The sequence below is a fragment of the Lactobacillus sp. ESL0228 genome (genome assembly GCF_003692825.1).
Classification (GTDB): Bacteria; Bacillota; Bacilli; order Lactobacillales; family Lactobacillaceae; genus Lactobacillus.
On record NZ_REHJ01000008.1, the window covers coordinates 260,612 to 277,042 of the forward strand.

General features: G+C 39.7%; 19 protein-coding genes. All 19 read right to left on the reverse strand.

All coding sequences use genetic code 11. The annotated features are described in order from the left end of the window. Positions 1-2: 2 nt before the first annotated feature. Entirely contained in the window at positions 3-380 is a 378-nt protein-coding gene (locus tag F5ESL0228_RS04690) for a DUF2577 domain-containing protein (protein ID WP_122023014.1), read from the reverse strand. Then, positions 362-1,417, reverse strand: coding sequence for a hypothetical protein (locus tag F5ESL0228_RS04695; protein WP_233553539.1), 1,056 nt, complete (start codon positions 1,415-1,417; stop codon positions 362-364). The genes F5ESL0228_RS04690 and F5ESL0228_RS04695 overlap by 19 nt, the downstream gene beginning before the upstream one ends. Next, positions 1,414-2,100 carry a hypothetical protein gene (locus tag F5ESL0228_RS04700; protein WP_233553541.1) on the reverse strand — a complete coding sequence of 229 codons (687 nt, stop codon included), beginning with the start codon at positions 2,098-2,100 and terminating at the stop codon, positions 1,414-1,416. The genes F5ESL0228_RS04695 and F5ESL0228_RS04700 overlap by 4 nt, the downstream gene beginning before the upstream one ends. 20 nt (positions 2,101-2,120) lie before the next feature. Further along, positions 2,121-5,222, reverse strand: a complete 3,102-nt coding sequence (locus F5ESL0228_RS08480; protein WP_233553543.1) for a tape measure protein — start codon at positions 5,220-5,222, stop codon at positions 2,121-2,123. Positions 5,223-5,421: 199 nt separating this feature from the next. Continuing rightward, a complete protein-coding gene (locus F5ESL0228_RS04715) occupies positions 5,422-5,853 on the reverse strand; it encodes a hypothetical protein (protein ID WP_122023016.1) in 432 nt (143 codons plus the stop codon). Between the two features lie 13 nt (positions 5,854-5,866). Then, complete coding sequence (locus tag F5ESL0228_RS04720) at positions 5,867-6,355, reverse strand: phage tail tube protein (protein ID WP_118896691.1); 489 nt, start codon at positions 6,353-6,355, stop codon at positions 5,867-5,869. A gap of 16 nt (positions 6,356-6,371) precedes the next feature. Next, positions 6,372-7,766, reverse strand: coding sequence for a phage tail sheath family protein (locus F5ESL0228_RS04725; protein WP_122023017.1), 1,395 nt, complete (start codon positions 7,764-7,766; stop codon positions 6,372-6,374). Next, positions 7,763-8,167 (reverse strand): DUF6838 family protein, encoded by a 405-nt coding sequence (locus F5ESL0228_RS04730; protein WP_122023018.1) that lies wholly within the window; start codon positions 8,165-8,167, stop codon positions 7,763-7,765. The genes F5ESL0228_RS04725 and F5ESL0228_RS04730 overlap by 4 nt, the downstream gene beginning before the upstream one ends. After that, on the reverse strand, positions 8,164-8,607 hold the full coding sequence (locus tag F5ESL0228_RS04735) for an HK97-gp10 family putative phage morphogenesis protein (protein WP_122023019.1): 444 nt from the start codon (positions 8,605-8,607) through the stop codon (positions 8,164-8,166). The genes F5ESL0228_RS04730 and F5ESL0228_RS04735 overlap by 4 nt, the downstream gene beginning before the upstream one ends. Further along, the gene (locus tag F5ESL0228_RS04740) at positions 8,604-8,969 is read right to left on the reverse strand and encodes a hypothetical protein (RefSeq protein ID WP_118898254.1); all 366 of its coding nucleotides are present in this window, start codon (positions 8,967-8,969) and stop codon (positions 8,604-8,606) included. The genes F5ESL0228_RS04735 and F5ESL0228_RS04740 overlap by 4 nt, the downstream gene beginning before the upstream one ends. Next, the gene (locus F5ESL0228_RS04745; RefSeq protein ID WP_122023020.1) at positions 8,969-9,334 is read right to left on the reverse strand and encodes a hypothetical protein; all 366 of its coding nucleotides are present in this window, start codon (positions 9,332-9,334) and stop codon (positions 8,969-8,971) included. Before F5ESL0228_RS04745 ends, F5ESL0228_RS04740 begins: the two co-directional genes overlap by 1 nt. Before the next feature lie 2 nt (positions 9,335-9,336). Beyond that, entirely contained in the window at positions 9,337-10,305 is a 969-nt protein-coding gene (locus F5ESL0228_RS04750; protein ID WP_199713320.1) for a capsid protein, read from the reverse strand. Continuing rightward, positions 10,305-10,892, reverse strand: a complete 588-nt coding sequence (locus F5ESL0228_RS04755; RefSeq protein ID WP_233553545.1) for a phage scaffolding protein — start codon at positions 10,890-10,892, stop codon at positions 10,305-10,307. Before F5ESL0228_RS04755 ends, F5ESL0228_RS04750 begins: the two co-directional genes overlap by 1 nt. 121 nt (positions 10,893-11,013) lie before the next feature. Next, positions 11,014-11,352, reverse strand: coding sequence for a YjcQ family protein (locus F5ESL0228_RS04760; protein ID WP_122023021.1), 339 nt, complete (start codon positions 11,350-11,352; stop codon positions 11,014-11,016). A gap of 8 nt (positions 11,353-11,360) precedes the next feature. Then, positions 11,361-11,570 carry a hypothetical protein gene (locus F5ESL0228_RS04765; protein ID WP_122023022.1) on the reverse strand — a complete coding sequence of 70 codons (210 nt, stop codon included), beginning with the start codon at positions 11,568-11,570 and terminating at the stop codon, positions 11,361-11,363. A 12-nt stretch (positions 11,571-11,582) separates the two neighbouring features. Next, positions 11,583-12,998, reverse strand: coding sequence for a minor capsid protein (locus F5ESL0228_RS04770; protein ID WP_158592486.1), 1,416 nt, complete (start codon positions 12,996-12,998; stop codon positions 11,583-11,585). Continuing rightward, a complete protein-coding gene (locus F5ESL0228_RS04775; protein WP_122023024.1) occupies positions 12,970-14,412 on the reverse strand; it encodes a phage portal protein in 1,443 nt (480 codons plus the stop codon). Before F5ESL0228_RS04775 ends, F5ESL0228_RS04770 begins: the two co-directional genes overlap by 29 nt. Beyond that, positions 14,403-15,653: a PBSX family phage terminase large subunit gene (locus F5ESL0228_RS04780; RefSeq protein ID WP_122023025.1), complete on the reverse strand. Its 1,251-nt coding sequence runs from the start codon at positions 15,651-15,653 to the stop codon at positions 14,403-14,405. The genes F5ESL0228_RS04775 and F5ESL0228_RS04780 overlap by 10 nt, the downstream gene beginning before the upstream one ends. Then, the gene (locus F5ESL0228_RS04785; protein ID WP_233553547.1) at positions 15,637-16,422 is read right to left on the reverse strand and encodes a terminase small subunit; all 786 of its coding nucleotides are present in this window, start codon (positions 16,420-16,422) and stop codon (positions 15,637-15,639) included. Before F5ESL0228_RS04785 ends, F5ESL0228_RS04780 begins: the two co-directional genes overlap by 17 nt. Positions 16,423-16,431 lie beyond the last annotated feature (9 nt).

Sequence of the window (16,431 nt, forward strand, 5' to 3'; positions counted from 1 at the left end):
GACTATGCCTCCTCTCTCTCGAACAAGTAAAATTGCTGTCCACCATCCATTCGTATCATTGTAACTTTGTCACCTTTTTTAAGGCTATTATCAAATTCCATTTCTTTAAAGGTAATATCTTCACTAACTGTCGGACGATTCCCTGATACACTACCAACCTGATCATTGTGGGATTTAACTTCAATTTTTGCTTTACCAGGCAGCTTAAATTTGCCAATATATTTACCCAGAACAATAAAGTTGTCATCAATTATCATGTTATTGGCTAGTTGCACTTTTAAAGGTTTTACAGAAGTAACCAAACCAAATACTACATCAGAATATTCGCTATCTTTACCACCTCGTTCTTTTAGCATCTTAATTAAGAGCTCCCCAGCCATTCTGCACCTACTTTCATTGTTAAATGACAATTATAATCAGTACCAAAATTATGTTCTGCCTTTAGAATTGGACAGTTTTTCAGGGTTTTCCCAAGATCATTAATTTTAATCGTAACTGCGTTACCAGCTACTAAATCAATATGCCCAATACAGTCAATTGTTAACTCCTTGTTAGCTCTATTTTTCTTGCGTAGCTCGTCTTTAGCTTGCTTGACCATCTGCGCATGATTAGCTTTATTTTTCTTATTAACTGTTTCTTGCAGCTTGCCCCACTGTTCGGTAGATTTACCTGCAGCACTGGTCGACTTAAAACTAGTCCGCTTAGGATCGTCTTGTTTGGCAGTAGCTGATTTTGCTTGTGATTTCTTGGTATCTTTCTGAATTACTTTGACCACATTTGCCGTATTATTAATATCAACGGCATAAGAAAAGCCGGTCATTGCCGACTTACTACCAATAATCATTTTTAACTTTTTATATGGAGCGCGCCTAAGCTCCACCACATCATAATTGCAGTATATGTAGTACATATGCTTAGTGGCTGTCCTAGTTTTGGTTATAGCGCTCTTGACCATATCAAAGTAAGTCTTGCCATCACATACTTCAGCCGAGACCTTATGAGTAGGCTTATCAACCACTTTATGCTTAATGCCAGCTCGCTTGCATACATTGTTGAACCGGTCAGCAATCGTTCCGGATTGCCAAACAATTGAATCCTGATTCTTGAGATACCTTGATTTGTCATAGCACGTTACGCTCACTACATTGTCTTCTTTTACCTCGTACTTAAAAACATATCCATAAAAAATCTTGTGATGATCCCATCTGAAGGTAATAATGTCACCAGTATAAGGGATAATTGGATGAGCATTTTGAATAAGATCAAAAGTAAGCTCTCCTGCAGAAAAATTTAGGTCAGTAGACCATTTGATGTTGGTAACTACTTCCCTCAAATCATACGTGGTACCTTTACCGTTACTTTTAGATTTACGATACATATTACTACGACGTTTAAGTTTAAAAGTTGTGACTGTCATGCTTTCTTCACATCACTTTTTCTAACCCAGCCACGTGCAGAGCCATTAATACCAACACAAATTGGATACTTATGACCTGTTGCAATGTTAATAACCTTGCGCTGAGCATTTTTTTCGTAAGCACCAGGTCCATTTCCGTTTGAATCCATATACAATCTGCCGTTAACTACAACACTTGAGCCAACTCCGAATTTCTTTGGTGGCGAAATCCGCTTTTTACCTTTTTTGGATTTTTTCTTTTTCTTTTTTGATTTAGAGATTTTTGTTGCCTCAAACTCACGATATTGCTTCAATTCTAACGTATATTTGTACTCTTCATCGTAGCCATCTTCAAAGCCATATTCAAAGCTTTCTACTGTCATTGGCAGACTGATTTTAGTATTAGCCACGACAACCTGCATATGTCCTTTAGCCTTTTGAATTTTTTTGATGAAATCAATATAGTAGTCTGGTTCTTGAAGCTCATCTACAGCTATATAAGTGGTTTCAGTTAACGGAAACGCACTTTCAATTGTTATATCAACCAATTTTAGATTACCCAACTGATTAATCTCACCGAGATTGACGACCGTTTGACTTTTGTCGTCACCTTCATATTTGAGCTTTAACTCAGCCGGGTTAACCGGCAATTGGATAGTCTTGTTATTTTTGTAATTAGTTAAAAATATGCCAAAGCCATCCATTAATATCACCCTCTATCTTTTTAGCCCAAAGATTTCTCTTGTTGAGCAATAATTTTATTTTCTAACGCTGCTAAAAGCGTATCTGCATCATACTCGGCACTACCCGAACTATTTATCTGAATGGCGCCACTCTCAATCGTTAGTGTTGAACTATGGTTGTCAGATGTTGTTGTATTGCCACCAAATCTAGTATTAATCAGATTGCCACTTGGGGCATCACGATTATAACCGTAGCCAATACCAGAAGCATCTGGTGTTGCTGTTGCAATCATTGCGTCACTAGCACTTGCTATTAAACCTTGTGTACCGTTCATCCCAAGTGCCATACCTTGACCAAGATAGTCACCAATTTCAGCAAATAGCCTTGACGGTGAGTGCACTTTAGCTTTAGCACGTGCTGCGCGGTCAGCCTGAGCCACTAATGCGTTAGCAGCCGTAGTAACTGCACCAAGTGCTGACTGCATCCCTGCAGCTAGTCCTTGACCAATCATTGCACCCGCACTGTACATTGGGCCAACTCCAGACTGAGCAATTGCAGCAGCTTTACTAATTGCTGATTGAACGCTTGCTAAAAATTCAGCAGTTTTTGCTCTACCCATTCTAGGACCTGGAATTGGTCTAATTTTAGGCATTGTTGGGGTTGGCACTTTTGGTCGTGCTACTTTAACATGAATTGTTTTGACTTTAGGCATTATAGGTTGCGGCACTTTAGGTCTGGCTACCTTAGCGTGCATAGTTTTAATCTTAGGTGTCTTAGGCGTTGGTATCTTAGGCTTGGCCACCTTAGCGTGTAGAGGCTTAATTTTTGGAACCTTCGGCGTTGGTATTTTTGGTGTTGAATACTTGGCCTTTAACGGTTTAGATTGCAATAATTTTTTAACATCCGTAGTCGAATCTAATTCAGGCTTAATTTTCGTTTTTATTGATTTTGACTTCAAATTGTTCAATTTTGTTGGATCAGTGAATTGATAATCAACTTTAACTTTGGCTTTTTTAAGAAGCTGTTTGTTGGCATATACATTGTCTAAATTGTTGATTTTTTTGTTTTGCTGAACAATATCTGGCATCTTGATGTTATCAAGATTAGATTTAGTTGTTTTAGCTTGTGCATCGATTCCCTTAAGCGAACTAATCACTGTGCCCGTTGCTTTGAATTCGTGCGCGCGATTTAAAGAATCGAACATATGACCAATGTCATTACCCGCGTCACTAAAAGCCTTACGCATCCCGCTGAAACTAAAATCGCCGTTTTTAATATCGTTAATGGCAGAACCAAATGCTTTAACACTATTCCCAGCCGCCCTTAATGAATAAACAAATGCTGAGGCTGTGCTTATAATGCTTGTCAGCGCATCCGCAAGCGCACCAACGCCAATAGCAATACCGTAAATAGCTCCAATACTAATAGTACCTAATGCTTTACCTATTGCTGATAAAACTCCACTCGCTGGTGCAAGCGCCTCACCCAAATTACTAAAAGCACTACGTAGTGGTTCAAAGATTGACCCGAAATTGCTAAAAAGATTACTAATTGTATTTCTAAAATTAAAAAGATTGGTCTGCCAAGCATAAACAGCTCCAATAATTAGAGCAGTTATCCCTGCAATTACAAGAGCAACTGGCCACGTGATTGCCGAAAAGGCAACCTCTATCATGCTTCCAATTTGAGCAATCTTTTGTGGCAAGGTCATTATGGTTGAAATAATTGAAACCAAATTGGTCGAAAAGCTACTGATTCCGCTAAAAATCTTTCCAAATATTCCGGTTATAGCACTAATACCTTTCATTGCAACAAAGGCAGTTGCCAATGCAGTGACAGCAGTTGCAACGTGCTGCAACTGTCCTGGATCTAATGAGCCAATTATTTTTAAGCCTGCTGCTATTGCGGCAAGCTTAAGACCGTTAGTACCAAGTTTTAATGCTACAAACGCAGCTGCTAACATTTTTAGTGCACTAGGATTAATTTTTGATATCGCCTGCACAACGTTAGCGATACCATTAGCCATGGTTAGAGCAAACCTCCCAACGCCTTGGCCAATACCATTAAACAGTCCTTTCAGACCTTGATTATTAGACAGGCTGCTAAATAGCGTCCTTATGCTATCTCCAATATCTCGGATTATGTCGACAAATTGGTTTTTGCTAAATTGGCTAGTAAAGCCTTTTATAAAAGCGCTGCCTGCCGTTTTCACACGATTAATGCCATCAATTATCTTATCGGCAAAGTTGGTAAAGTTAACTTTCCCTAGCTTGTCAGTAATGCTACTGATTGCCTTAATACCAATCTCACTCAGTTTCTTAAATTGCGGTTGAACCTTGTTTGCCAACGTCTCTTTTAATCCGTCTAATGCTTGACCAATGGTCTTGTATTGTGTTGCCATCTTGGAGAAGTTGGCATTAGTCCCTGTTTTTGCTACGGCATTTAAGAAGTCTTCCGTTTTAATGGTACTAGCCTGGACATTTTTAACTAATTCCTTGGTAGACATTCCCATTGTTTTAGCAACGGCTGCCATACCTGCTGGTGTTTGTTCTAGCATTAACTTGAAGTCTTGCCATTGCACTGTTGGTTTAGCAGCCATTTGCGTAGCCTGTTCAGACAACGTCTTCATAGCTTGTTGTGGATCAGTAGCGGCTGCAGCTAAGCCGCCAAATCCTTTAACTAACTGGGTAGTGTTTTTGACGCCTACCGCAGCTAATTGACTATATGTTTGCGCCATATCAGACGATGAGTAGATCGTATCCTGTGCGAACTTTTGCAGTGAGCTTCTAGCAGCATTAATCTGTGCTGGACTCTTGCCAATCTGCCGCATATTGCCTTCAAATGTTGACCAAGCAACTGTTGAGTCGTTTAATTCACCAACAAAGGCACGAACACCGTTGCTAGCAACCCCCATTGCTGAACTAATCATGCTACCAATTGCAGAACCAGCAATTAATTGTCTAAGTCCTATATTGGCTGTATTAGCACTATGTCCCATGCTTTCAATTCCAGCTGAACCCTTGTTCATTTCTGCTTTAAGCCTATTAGCAGCAGACATACTACGTTGCATGCCGGAATTAAACTTGTTCAAGACATTGCTAAAGGCATCTTTAATCATAAGTGTTCCACTAATTGTAGCCATTTTTTACCTCCTTTCTATTTATATCTTCTAGCCTCACGTTCTGCTTCTTTACGCTGTTTTTCTTCAGCCTCAACACGTAAGTCAATCGTAGCCTGTACCATTGCTTTTTCTCTTAGTGTTAAATTGCCATATTGACTAGGTGTCCAATGATATTCGTTAATGCAGTAATAGCAATAGTTGAAGTCCCGATTGGACTCAATTAGTTTTTTGCTATTTCCACAAAATTACTTAATTTATCCGCATCAAAGCCAGAAATTTCCGAAATGGCTTCTAATAAGTCGCCGTATTCTCCCGCCTTAGCAATCATTTTTCGTAACATCTTAGCTGGTTCCGCAATACAGCCCCAGCTTTTTTGTAGTTTCTCGTCATGTAGATTAGGCACTACAACAGACTTTTCGATTAATAAGTCAGTAAACTTGTTACTGTCTGACTTTTCAACTTCTTGATAAGTCTTCTTGCTAATCATTCTAGAAGTCGCTTGCTTTTGTAATTGATCAAATTCTTCAGAAGTAATGCTCTGAATTACAAATGGCTCCTTATAGCCTGTAATTTTGATTTCTTTTGTCAGACGCTCTTGCTTTACGTTTTCAGCTAAAAAATCGTTAACGTTATATTCTTTTTTGATAGTCATTTATTATTTCTCCTTATAAATCAAACCCAGTGAACGGTGTTACCAAGTTAATCTGTTCAAAAGTAAAGTCTGTCTTCCATTGCATAACTCCATCATCAGCTTTAAAGTCCGCCAATGGAATATCGTTAAGGTTAACTTCTCCTAAGTGGATTGTCTGAGTACCAGCCTGGCTAGTTGGGTCGTTAATCGTAAAAGTAATCTCAAAATATAGATCCTTTCCGCCTTGTACGTATGGCAAAGCGTATTTTGTCCAATTGGAACTAATTAAATAGCCCCCAATTGAACCAGTACCTTCAACTGAAGTGACCTTCTTGTGCTTCCAACGACTGCCTAAGGTTTGAACATCTTCTTTATTTTTTTCGAGTTTTGCTGAAAATTCATTACATTCAATCAATGGAATGACATTGCCGTTAATCGTGACATATACTTTCGCATCTTTGGTTGAAATCGTATCTCGACCATTTAGAAAACTGCCTACCGTACTTACTGTTTCGTCTGCCATTTAAATTCCTCCTATTCTATTGCACAACCATTGTCATGTAGAGCTTCTCCATCGAGTCCAGCGGCGTCACAGCTAGATTTACCACAATTGAGTCTCGGTCATTGCCTGGTTCCACCGTGATATCATCAGATTTAAAGTTGTCAATTACGTTTGCATCCATCAATCCTTGCAGGTAACTCACCCGGTTAGCCTTAAACAAATCTCGGCCGGTAGCGTTGTTGGTAACCTTGCCGATGAACATGGTGTTGAAAGTCTCCTCCGTGTTAGTAACAATGGTGTCCATCGTCCGTACAACCCGGTTCTTACTGAAGAAGACGGGCTTTTCCTCAGTGATCTTAGTTAGTGAGTTGATATCCTGTTCAATCAGCACTGTCTCATTGCGCTTAGTTGTAAAGACAATCTGCCCCTTCTCCAGTGCTTCAATCGTCTTGTCATTGCTAAACTTGGGATATGCACTGATTGCATCCGGGTACTCCACGTAGGTCAGTGACTTGGCCGCGTCGGCTGAACTTGACATACCAGCAAAGAAGCCCGCTGCGACTGTTGCTGGCAATTCTGTGCCATCACCTAGGACTACACCGTTAGCCACCGTTGAGATACCCTCGTAGTTGACCTTGTCTTTGATTGCAGGAATAACTCCGCGCACCTTGACACCAATATCTTCACGCAGGTGCTTGATTTGATTAATCAAAATCTGATGAATTGGGTCGTCTAGGTCAAAGCCAGCTGTAGTGGCCACATCGTAATCCTCGTTCTCTAGGGCATCTCCAAAGAGGTCAGCCATTGGGCTTGGCGCAGTGGTGCCGCCCGTTAGGTTGACGGTAATGTCACTCTGCAGCTGCTCCAGCTTTGAACCAGGCACATTAGGCTGCTTACCCTTGCCATTGTCGTCCTGGCCAGAGGGTTGCGGTGCCAATTCGCCATTAAGTTTGACCTTGATATATTCGTTATCAAACAGGTTGCCTGGCTTAGTCACGCTGATAATCTGCTCGTCCACCATCTTGGTGCCAAACAGGGTTGCAACTGTTACCTTGTCGTCTTCCTTCTTAACGCTGACATGCAATTCATTGCCCTTGGTGCCTGGATACTGGGCGGTAAAGGTCCACGGCAGGGCTGGGTCGGCATTAGTTGCTGCTTGTCCGTCATTATTGTTTAAAAGCAGCACTGTATTGGCACCTTTCAGTACCTCGTGCAATGTTTGTAGCTCTGGGTCATTAATATCGTGACCCAGCTTAGCCTCAAAGTTTGAGTCGCTGTCTACTTTAATAATTCCTTTAGCGCCCCAATCAAGCTGCGTATTGATCGGCAATAGTGTCCGACCAATCTCGGTGTTGAGTCGCCCGTTACCCTTACCAATCACATTGATATAGGCACCTGGCCGGCGCTTATTTTGTGTTTTCCAAACTGTCATTTGAAACTTCCTTTCACTTCTTCATTTTGTAATTTAATTTCGTCTTTTTCGGGGTAAAAACGGCCCCATACTTCGAACTGGTAAACCAAAGTGTTGTCTTCCTGCTGGGTCATCTCTTTGTGCCGCAAGGGCGCATAGTCCTTTAACTCCAACAGACCACTGAGCAGGTAGTCCTCTACGCGCTCCATGTCAGTTTTAGGGCTTGTAGGATCCGGAAAGTAGATAACTTGATAGCTTTGCTTGCGCATTTGCCGATCAAACAATTCACTACTTGCAGATGTCCCAATTTTTTCGATAAAAAAAGATGGCTCATTAAAACCATCTGCTTGATTTTCGGTATAGATTACTGCATTCGGGAATATCCGTGCAATCTCGTCAGCAACACGTTCGATTATTGTCAATCATCCATCAACCTCCTCATCATATCCCAAACAACCGGTGTTAATAGCTCTGGCATTTGACTACTTGTTTGGTCCGTTGCTCTTTGCAAAAAATGCTGACCTGGTACCCAACTAGCTTTTAGTCGCTTGCCAATAGCTGGCACATATTGCCCTACTTTTTGCCGGTGGCCATTTTCCACAAATGAAGCATAATTTTTACTATTACGCAATTCGACTGTTATGTCTGAACCCGAAAAGAATGGTCCCTTGAGTTGCCAACTGCGTCTTAGATCGCCAGTTTTAACTGGTGTGTTTGCTTGAGCATTACGCTTATAAGTCTCCCCAACATTTTTTACACTCTTTTTGACTTCATTTTTTAACTCTTCACCAGAAACTACGGCATTAACATGTTTAGCAAATTCTTGAAATTCTTCATCGTCAAAACTTCCAAATGCGCTCATGCTTTCTCATCTCTTGTCATCGCTACTTCTTGATGGCTAACATAGCCTGAATATCCCTTACTTGAACGTTTGTACTTGGTAACCTTGCCATTGATATCAGTCACTTCAATTGTTGCTCCTGCTGGAATGTATAACCCAGTTCTGATTAACAAAGTCGCATCATACTCATCTGTGCCAAAAAACGACTGTTCACCACTTTTTAATCCTTTGAGGATAACCTTAGCTGGCTCATCGGAAACAATCGTCACAGGCTCGCTTGTGGTTATATGATGTTCATTAACCACTTTCTTGGTGGTTTTTATGGTCACCTTATCAGTCCATAGCTTAGGAGCAATGTCCTTTAACTTGTTAAATGCATCAATTACCATTGCAGTCTCCTAAAATGGTTCAAATCTACAAAGAAATCATCTGTAATTGGATTAATTTCTTGCACCTTTGCATATATCTCTGCCGGTGAAGCAAAATTAACCGATACATCGCCTTCACTAATTGAATTAACTGCGTCACTATTGCCACTGATCCAATTGTGCGTCTGAATTAATTGCACACACATTGCTGTGATTGTAGTGTCAATTTCAGGTGGTAGTTCCTCCATCGGAATGTTAGTATAGTTGACCACTGACTGAATTACTCTGTCAATGCTAAAGTCCACAATATCAGCATTAGCCTTGTCACCAAGTAATTGGGTGACCTTATCCTTAATTTTTTGTTTTCTTTCATCGTTCATTTTTACTTCCCACTTTTGGCAGTTTTAGTACCATCTTCTGGTGATTGACCACTAACACCTTGCGCTGGCTTATCAGCAATCACGAATTGAATACCTGCTGTCTTAGTATTTAGCAGTAAAACATCGTTGTATGACTGCTCATAGTAGAGATAGTTACCGCTTGAAGCTGCACTTGGTTGGTCAAAACCTGCAAAACTATACTTTTCTGGGGCAATTTGAACACCATTGTAAATCAACATCATTTCAATTTGTTTAGCTGAGTCAATGGTTTTGGCACCAACAGTAAAGTCATATGCGGTCTGCATTAAATCGGATGGGATAACCACAATCGTTACATCATCTAAGCTGTAAACTGTCCGTCGAATGCTGTTAGGGTCTTTTAATGTTAAGCCGCGATTCAGTGCCTCGGCACGCTTCAAAATTGCGTTAATCTTTGGTGTGACATATAAGTATCTATTTTGGTTTGGTATACGTGCTTCATCAAAATCAACCATCATATTGTCAAATGCGGTTAAAATGTTCTTTTCATCAAGCGTATTATTAGTAATTCCTTTGCCACCATCTTTAGTTTGTTTTTCTAAAAACAGCTTGCTGAACATGTACTTGTCCATTTCAGGCATTTTTTCATCTAAGTTAAATTGACGAGTAATATTGGCCATTGAAATAACATAATTAGATTCATCTACGTCTGATGGGTCAACTAATGTGCTCCAATATCTTTCATTTTTGAGCTCATAAGTATCCCATTCATTGCTGTAATTTGGCGTAATGTCAGTAATAGTACGTCTTGCTCGATTTTTACGGCCTTCTAAAATGGTTAATCTTGGTAACTTGATATGTTTGGCGCCATCAAACGTAATCATTGAATTTGATGGTGAATTCCAGAGTGGTGCTGTATAAAGATGACCATCATAAAATCCTTGTTGAATTGCTTGTTGATATGCTTCTGCATAATTAATTGTTGCTGGCATTATTTATCTTCTCCTTTAAATATATTAGCCATAGTTGCTACCAAATCAGGGTCAGTCTTAGCTCCTCCACCTTGTGGTTGATAAGGTTCTTTCTGACCTTGATCAAATAGGTAACTATCAGATTTTTGCAATGAACTAATTTGATTGTCTAAGCCTTCTACTTCTCCTTTGTCATTGAGTTTTACTTCGTCCATGTTGAGCAGAGCTTTAGCAGCCTTAGTATTACGAACCTTGGCTTTACCTAATTCACTGTCTACCGCGCTATTGAGCTTAGTTTGCTGCAATTCTTTTGATAGATTTTCTGTGTCATGCTTGTATTTGCCCTGAAGTTCCTTTAACTGATTACCGAGTTCTTCGTTATCACCTGCCTGCTTTTTGAGAGATTTCAAATCTTTGTCTCTTTCTGCAATCTGAGACTGCAAGGACTCATTAGCTTTTTTCAATTCCTCAGTTTTTGAATTAATTAATTCATCGGACTTGGCTTTCAACTCTTCAATATCTGCACCATGAAGTGCAACAATCTTTTCCATTTGTTCATTACTTAAACCAATTTTTATTAACTTTTCTCTTGAAATTCTATTTGCCATTTTATTTCCTCTCTCGCAATATTTTTACGTGGAGCGACCACAAATTAAGGTATAAAAAATAAGCCTTTTTACGCCATGCTTGGGGCAAAATAAAAAGCAGCTAATTTGGCTGCTTTAAATATCATTTAATCAATGGAAGCCAATCTCTGACTTCTTTAAAAATTCTATATGCTTTCTGCATCATTGAGTTTTCTGCAAGATACTGCAATCCATCACTTGTTATAACTGTACTTCTTCTATTTCCTAACAATGTGCCGCCATCTAACACTGGTGAGAACGTAAGTCCTTTAATGTATCCATCATCACTTAGCATCTGTAGCGTGCGAACGAATTGTTGCTGAGATATATCGAAAGTATCAGCTTTCAATATATTAGGGTCTGCATCTTGACCATTTTCATAGCAATATTTTAGATAACTCAATATTTTGTAAGCAATTGTAAAATAATCGTTGTTACTCATCACTCTACCTATGCTGGTACCGCACTAACTACATCCGAAATCCAGACATCATCTTTAGGCTCATCCGCCATAAACAGTAGCTCTGGTTGATCATCAGATTCATCTTCAATTTCATTAACAAAAATTGTTCGTTTTGTACCGTCTTTCAATGTAAAAGTTACTTTTCTAGCTCTAAAATTGTCTAAAATCTCAACTAATGACATTTTATGTGGATCCATAGTATCAACCTCCTATTTCAAATAATCTGGTTTAACAGGTGTAATGTGTGCACCCTTCCTTTTACGATAAGAAATACGCCCTTTTTTAGTTGGATATAAATTACCATTTATATCAGACCACAAACCAATATATGATTTATGTTTAAATAGAATTTGATTCTTACTATTACTTTCTCGTTTCTTGCCATATTTCTCAATCAACGCTTGAGTTTCAGCGGGTGAGATAATTAATTCGCTTACTGGCCGTTTACGACCTTTAGCATAGTTATCAAATTCGGGCGTTCCCTTTACATGTTTATTATACTGCTCAGCGTTGAGTTCGTTCCAGTTATATTTTCCAGATTTTGGAATATATCTAGCAGTAGTATTCGGTAACGACTCATTTTGCCTTTGATACTCAATTGCTTTTTTCCATTGGTCAAAAGTCATATTATCAACATAAGTACCTTTGCCAGTTTCTGGATCTCTTGACCACCTTACTCGGTCATCTGGTAAGCCTTCAATATAAGGAACTGTCGTACACCTACAATAAGGATGAATTAACGGATAATTAATTCCGTCTTTTCTATCTTTCAGGTCGAAAATCTCACCATCAAGATGTGCACATTCTTCGCATGTATGTGACTCTAGAGTTGCCAAATATTGGTACTTTTCAACTCCCTCTTCTTTATATGCATCAGCTGTCGCCTCTTCGGCAATATGTCCCATTTCGGTAATGACCAAACGGTGCAATTGATAGTCTTCAACGTCTCTCAATCGCTGGCGCATCATTTTGAATACTTGTTGATGAGAATGTCCTAAAACGGAGCCCCTTAATAAGGCATCACCTAATTCATTAGGCAAGACCTCAGTATAGTTTTTCCAGATTCGTTTAGAGAAGTTGCTACCACGCCAGGGCTTGTTGACTATTGCTTTGACTTGATATTCATTAACGTTAGCAAAGTTACTAGATAATTTAGCCTGCTCTAATTGCGTTAAGTAGATGCTGTGCATGTATGTTTGTTGAAATTGGTTAGATAGACTTTGTTCTAATTTGTCACTCTCAGATGTCGCATATTGGCTTAATAGGTTGGTTAACTGCTCGTCTATGTTCTTAAGTCTTGATAATTGGCTTTTGAAATATTCGGCATCTAGTTCTTTGTCAAAGCCGCCTTCTTTAGCTTTACGTTCAAACTCCTTAAGTGTCATGTGCCAATCACGAGTGCCAATTGTACTCAATATCTTGCGTGCATCTTCGTGGCTAATCTCTTGATTGTTGGCATAGCGTTTAAGCCAATAGTCAACTTCATGTTCTAACACCTTTTCGACTTCTTTTAGACGTGCTCGCATTGCTGACTCATATTCAGCCGCATTACTTAACTGATTGTTCTTTTCCTGTAAAAATCTCTTTTGCCAGTAATTACGACTTCTTGCTGTCTTCTTGCTCATCGTCATCATCACCGTTTAGGCTATTAGGATTACCAAACTGGTCATTTCTATCTTTTAAGTCTTGCTGTTGATCTTTTAACTCTTCCTGCCAATCTTCGACAATCGGATTAGCTTTAGCAATTGCTTCTTTACTTGTCCAGTTAGCTAATTGACTAACCACTTGAGCTCGTTCAACATCGTTTTGGATAGCTGTTCTGGTCCAGGTCTGATTAATCCGTCTACTATCCGCATCTGAAACATTTAGCCAATGCAGGATAGCTCTAACTAACTCGGTTAATGCATCTCTGAAGTAAGCTTCGGTTTTGGCTGCTTTTAGTTCAAGGTGAGAATACAGCATCTTAATTGCAGTCCCAGTTGCATTATTAGTTTTAAAATCAGTTGGGTCGATTCCTTGAGCATGAACAAAAATGTTAGTCTTAGTTGTTTCTAGCATTGAGTTACGAGCTTCAGTAGGGATATTAATGGCTAATTGATCAACACCTGAGTCATCGCCACTACCCATACTTCTAACTCTAATGGCCTTATATCGTTGGAGATCTTTTCTGAATTCGTCCAGACCTTGACCGCCATAATTCTTTAAAATTAAAAATATTTGTTGAATATCATCTAAATCATTAACGTAACCGTTATAGATTTTGTCGTAAACGTCAATTAAGCCCTTGTAATGGAACAAATCCGATTGCTGTTCCTTGTTCTTAGGAAACGCAATAAACGGTATCCGTCCCATACCATGATGATTAACACTTGAAGTACCTGCGGCATCATCAGTTGACGCATCATAAATCGTAAAGCGATCATTAATTGGCTCTAAATTGTTAAATTGCTCGTCACGTGATTTAAAAACCGTGACTGTTTCATCATCCCAATATTCATGTACCCAGTAAGTTTTAGCGGTTTCTGGTTCAAGTTCTTTATATGAACGCCTCAAGGCAACCAACTTACGATTTAAATCGGTCGAATAAATTGGTGTTACTTGGTCTGGTGGTACAATCGCATATCTAAACTGGCTATTTTCATCAAGCCAATAATGTAGCCATGCTATACCGGCATTAGCTGCATCAACAACCAATTCATTTAGTCTTAAAGCAAAGTTGTCGCCTAAAACATCTCTGATTTGGTCATTGATTTTATCTTCACCCACATCAATAGTGGGGGGCTTAGTAGCCAAATAACCTGCTTCTTGATCAACCAACAACTGGTGAAAGTTAGAACTCACACGGTTATCAACTGGTCTTAACGGATTCTTTTCCTTTTTGGCAGCATCGTCATCTTTAGTTTTAGATTCACCATTGTTTTTGATAGTTATATCATTCTCATTAAGATAATAATTTTTAGATTTAGCATATTTAGCATTGAAATTAACCCGTCTTGTTTGCGTGTTTTGTAGCAATTTTTTCATTGCTTCTAATTCCATTTAATAAAACCTCCTTTCCTGATTAAACTTTCAAGAGCATATCGGGTAGCGTCCATAGTGTGGTCGTTGCCATCTGGATAGCCTGACTTGTAATTTCCGTTTAAATCTATCTCAAATTCATAGCTAGTAAATTCACGCCAGGCATCGGGACAACGGCTGGGGTCAATGATAATTTCACGCAAATCCTCTAACCACTTGTAGCCGTGATCTCTTGAACCTCCTCCTTTGATAGCACCATAGATGTTTAAGCCTTGGTCTTGGTATTCCGCAATCATGTCAGGGGATGCAGAATCAGCTGTCACTGGTTCATTGCGCACATTGCGCTCTTTAATCATTGCAACAGCGTCACGCACCTTTAAGCCAACTCTTTCGAACTCATCAAAGATAAAAATACGCCTTCTTGCTGAATCCCAATAAATCTTTACAAATGCTGTTGGATCTTTCGCAAAACCAAAGTCCAAGCCGTAGTAAACCTTATCAAACCTAGCAATTTCATCATCAGTAATTGGCCTAGTTGTAATGTTGTTGAACACTTCCGCCCCAGTACCAGTTACCTCACCCAGATATTCATGACGATATGCTTTCTCGTTATCCTTTTTCAGCTGTTCTGCATCTGCCAGGAACTCAACTCCAAGCCAACTTTTAGGAACTGAACGATAATCTGACAGGTTCACTAGTGTATCGTCACGCATTTGTTCACTATCGACTGCTTGATTAACCCAGTTAGATTGTCTTGCTGGTGGGTTGTATGAATAGAAAGTAATAATACCGGAACCACCACGCCCTAACGACTGGTTGATTGAACGGATTTCTTCCATGCCCTTAAACTCTGTGACCTCTTCAAAATGTTTAAACTTGGTGTAACCTTGCCTAAACGTTTGCGACTTTATCTTACGTGGGTCGTCTGCACCCTTAAATCTAACTTGCTGACCAGTTGGTTTATATGTCAACTGCATCGGGCTTACTGATGACTGCCAGTAGTCATCAACATGGAGTAAGTCAATCGCCCACAAATATTGTTCAAAAACCGAATCACGTAGAGTGTTAGCCACCTTACGCAAAACAATCGCATTAGCGTCCTTGTCTTGCATAATTCCCAGCACAATCATGAGCGAAATAAAAGAGGACTTGGTACTACCACGTCCTCCTTTGAGCCAATAATTGGCATGTTTTTTGTTATGAATATCCCAAAAAAGCTTACAGAAAGCCGGCGAGATATTATCTTTAAGACTTACCTGCATCGTTATTCTCCTTTGGAATATCAAAATTAATGTTCACCGTTGTGTCCTTATCAGTTGCTTCGTCTTTAAGCCACTCCAGCAGCTTGTCACGAGCCTTGGTCTTGTCAAACAGCTCAATGGTTGCACCATCTTTGCCCTTGGTTATCTTCTTAATAACGGAAGTGTCAACCTTTGATTTGTCCTTGAAATATAAAAAACTGTGGTGGATAACAACGTGGTTGCCGTCAGCATCAGTCACAGTTTCTTCTGTTTCTCTATCTTTTATTTCTTCGGGCCAACTGCCGAATTCCATGTAGTCGCCAATGTCAGCCTTGGCCTCCTTGACAACGTCCTTAATCAGGTCAAACGGTTCAATCGCCAGTTCTTTTAGTCGGGCCTCACGGATGCACTTGATTTCTTTTTGAATCCTAGCATTTCCTAGCAACCTGGGACCATTGACTGTTGCAACCTTATAGTCAGCATCATAGACATTGATGTATGCCTGCGTTGCGTTATAAATCCTTAGATACTCTAAGACAAACTCCTTTTGCTTGTCCGATAACTCACTGTCATTTAAGTCCGAAATTGCTTGTTCAGATGGTGAATTAGGGTGCACCCTTTTTGGTTTTGGGTGCACCCCTTTTTGCGCACCCTTTCGGGTCCAACCATTTCTTTTGCGCCATGATTTGACCGTGTTGATTGACACGCCATACTTTTCGGCAATATCCTTATACTTCATGCCAAGCATATAGTCATGCTCTGCAGCTATCCGTCTTTCTGCATCAGTCACATCATTTCA

Coding starts and splice junctions, on each gene's coding strand:
- F5ESL0228_RS04690 (WP_122023014.1), bottom strand. CDS start 380: ATGGCTGGGGAGCTCTTAATTAAGATGCTAAAAGAACGAGGTGGTAAA.
- F5ESL0228_RS04695 (WP_233553539.1), bottom strand. CDS start 1,417: ATGACAGTCACAACTTTTAAACTTAAACGTCGTAGTAATATGTATCGT.
- F5ESL0228_RS04700 (WP_233553541.1), bottom strand. CDS start 2,100: ATGGATGGCTTTGGCATATTTTTAACTAATTACAAAAATAACAAGACT.
- F5ESL0228_RS08480 (WP_233553543.1), bottom strand. CDS start 5,222: ATGGCTACAATTAGTGGAACACTTATGATTAAAGATGCCTTTAGCAAT.
- F5ESL0228_RS04715 (WP_122023016.1), bottom strand. CDS start 5,853: ATGACTATCAAAAAAGAATATAACGTTAACGATTTTTTAGCTGAAAAC.
- F5ESL0228_RS04720 (WP_118896691.1), bottom strand. CDS start 6,355: ATGGCAGACGAAACAGTAAGTACGGTAGGCAGTTTTCTAAATGGTCGA.
- F5ESL0228_RS04725 (WP_122023017.1), bottom strand. CDS start 7,766: ATGACAGTTTGGAAAACACAAAATAAGCGCCGGCCAGGTGCCTATATC.
- F5ESL0228_RS04735 (WP_122023019.1), bottom strand. CDS start 8,607: ATGAGCGCATTTGGAAGTTTTGACGATGAAGAATTTCAAGAATTTGCT.
- F5ESL0228_RS04745 (WP_122023020.1), bottom strand. CDS start 9,334: ATGAACGATGAAAGAAAACAAAAAATTAAGGATAAGGTCACCCAATTA.
- F5ESL0228_RS04750 (WP_199713320.1), bottom strand. CDS start 10,305: ATGCCAGCAACAATTAATTATGCAGAAGCATATCAACAAGCAATTCAA.
- F5ESL0228_RS04755 (WP_233553545.1), bottom strand. CDS start 10,892: ATGGCAAATAGAATTTCAAGAGAAAAGTTAATAAAAATTGGTTTAAGT.
- F5ESL0228_RS04760 (WP_122023021.1), bottom strand. CDS start 11,352: ATGAGTAACAACGATTATTTTACAATTGCTTACAAAATATTGAGTTAT.
- F5ESL0228_RS04765 (WP_122023022.1), bottom strand. CDS start 11,570: ATGGATCCACATAAAATGTCATTAGTTGAGATTTTAGACAATTTTAGA.
- F5ESL0228_RS04770 (WP_158592486.1), bottom strand. CDS start 12,998: ATGAGCAAGAAGACAGCAAGAAGTCGTAATTACTGGCAAAAGAGATTT.
- F5ESL0228_RS04775 (WP_122023024.1), bottom strand. CDS start 14,412: ATGGAATTAGAAGCAATGAAAAAATTGCTACAAAACACGCAAACAAGA.
- F5ESL0228_RS04780 (WP_122023025.1), bottom strand. CDS start 15,653: ATGCAGGTAAGTCTTAAAGATAATATCTCGCCGGCTTTCTGTAAGCTT.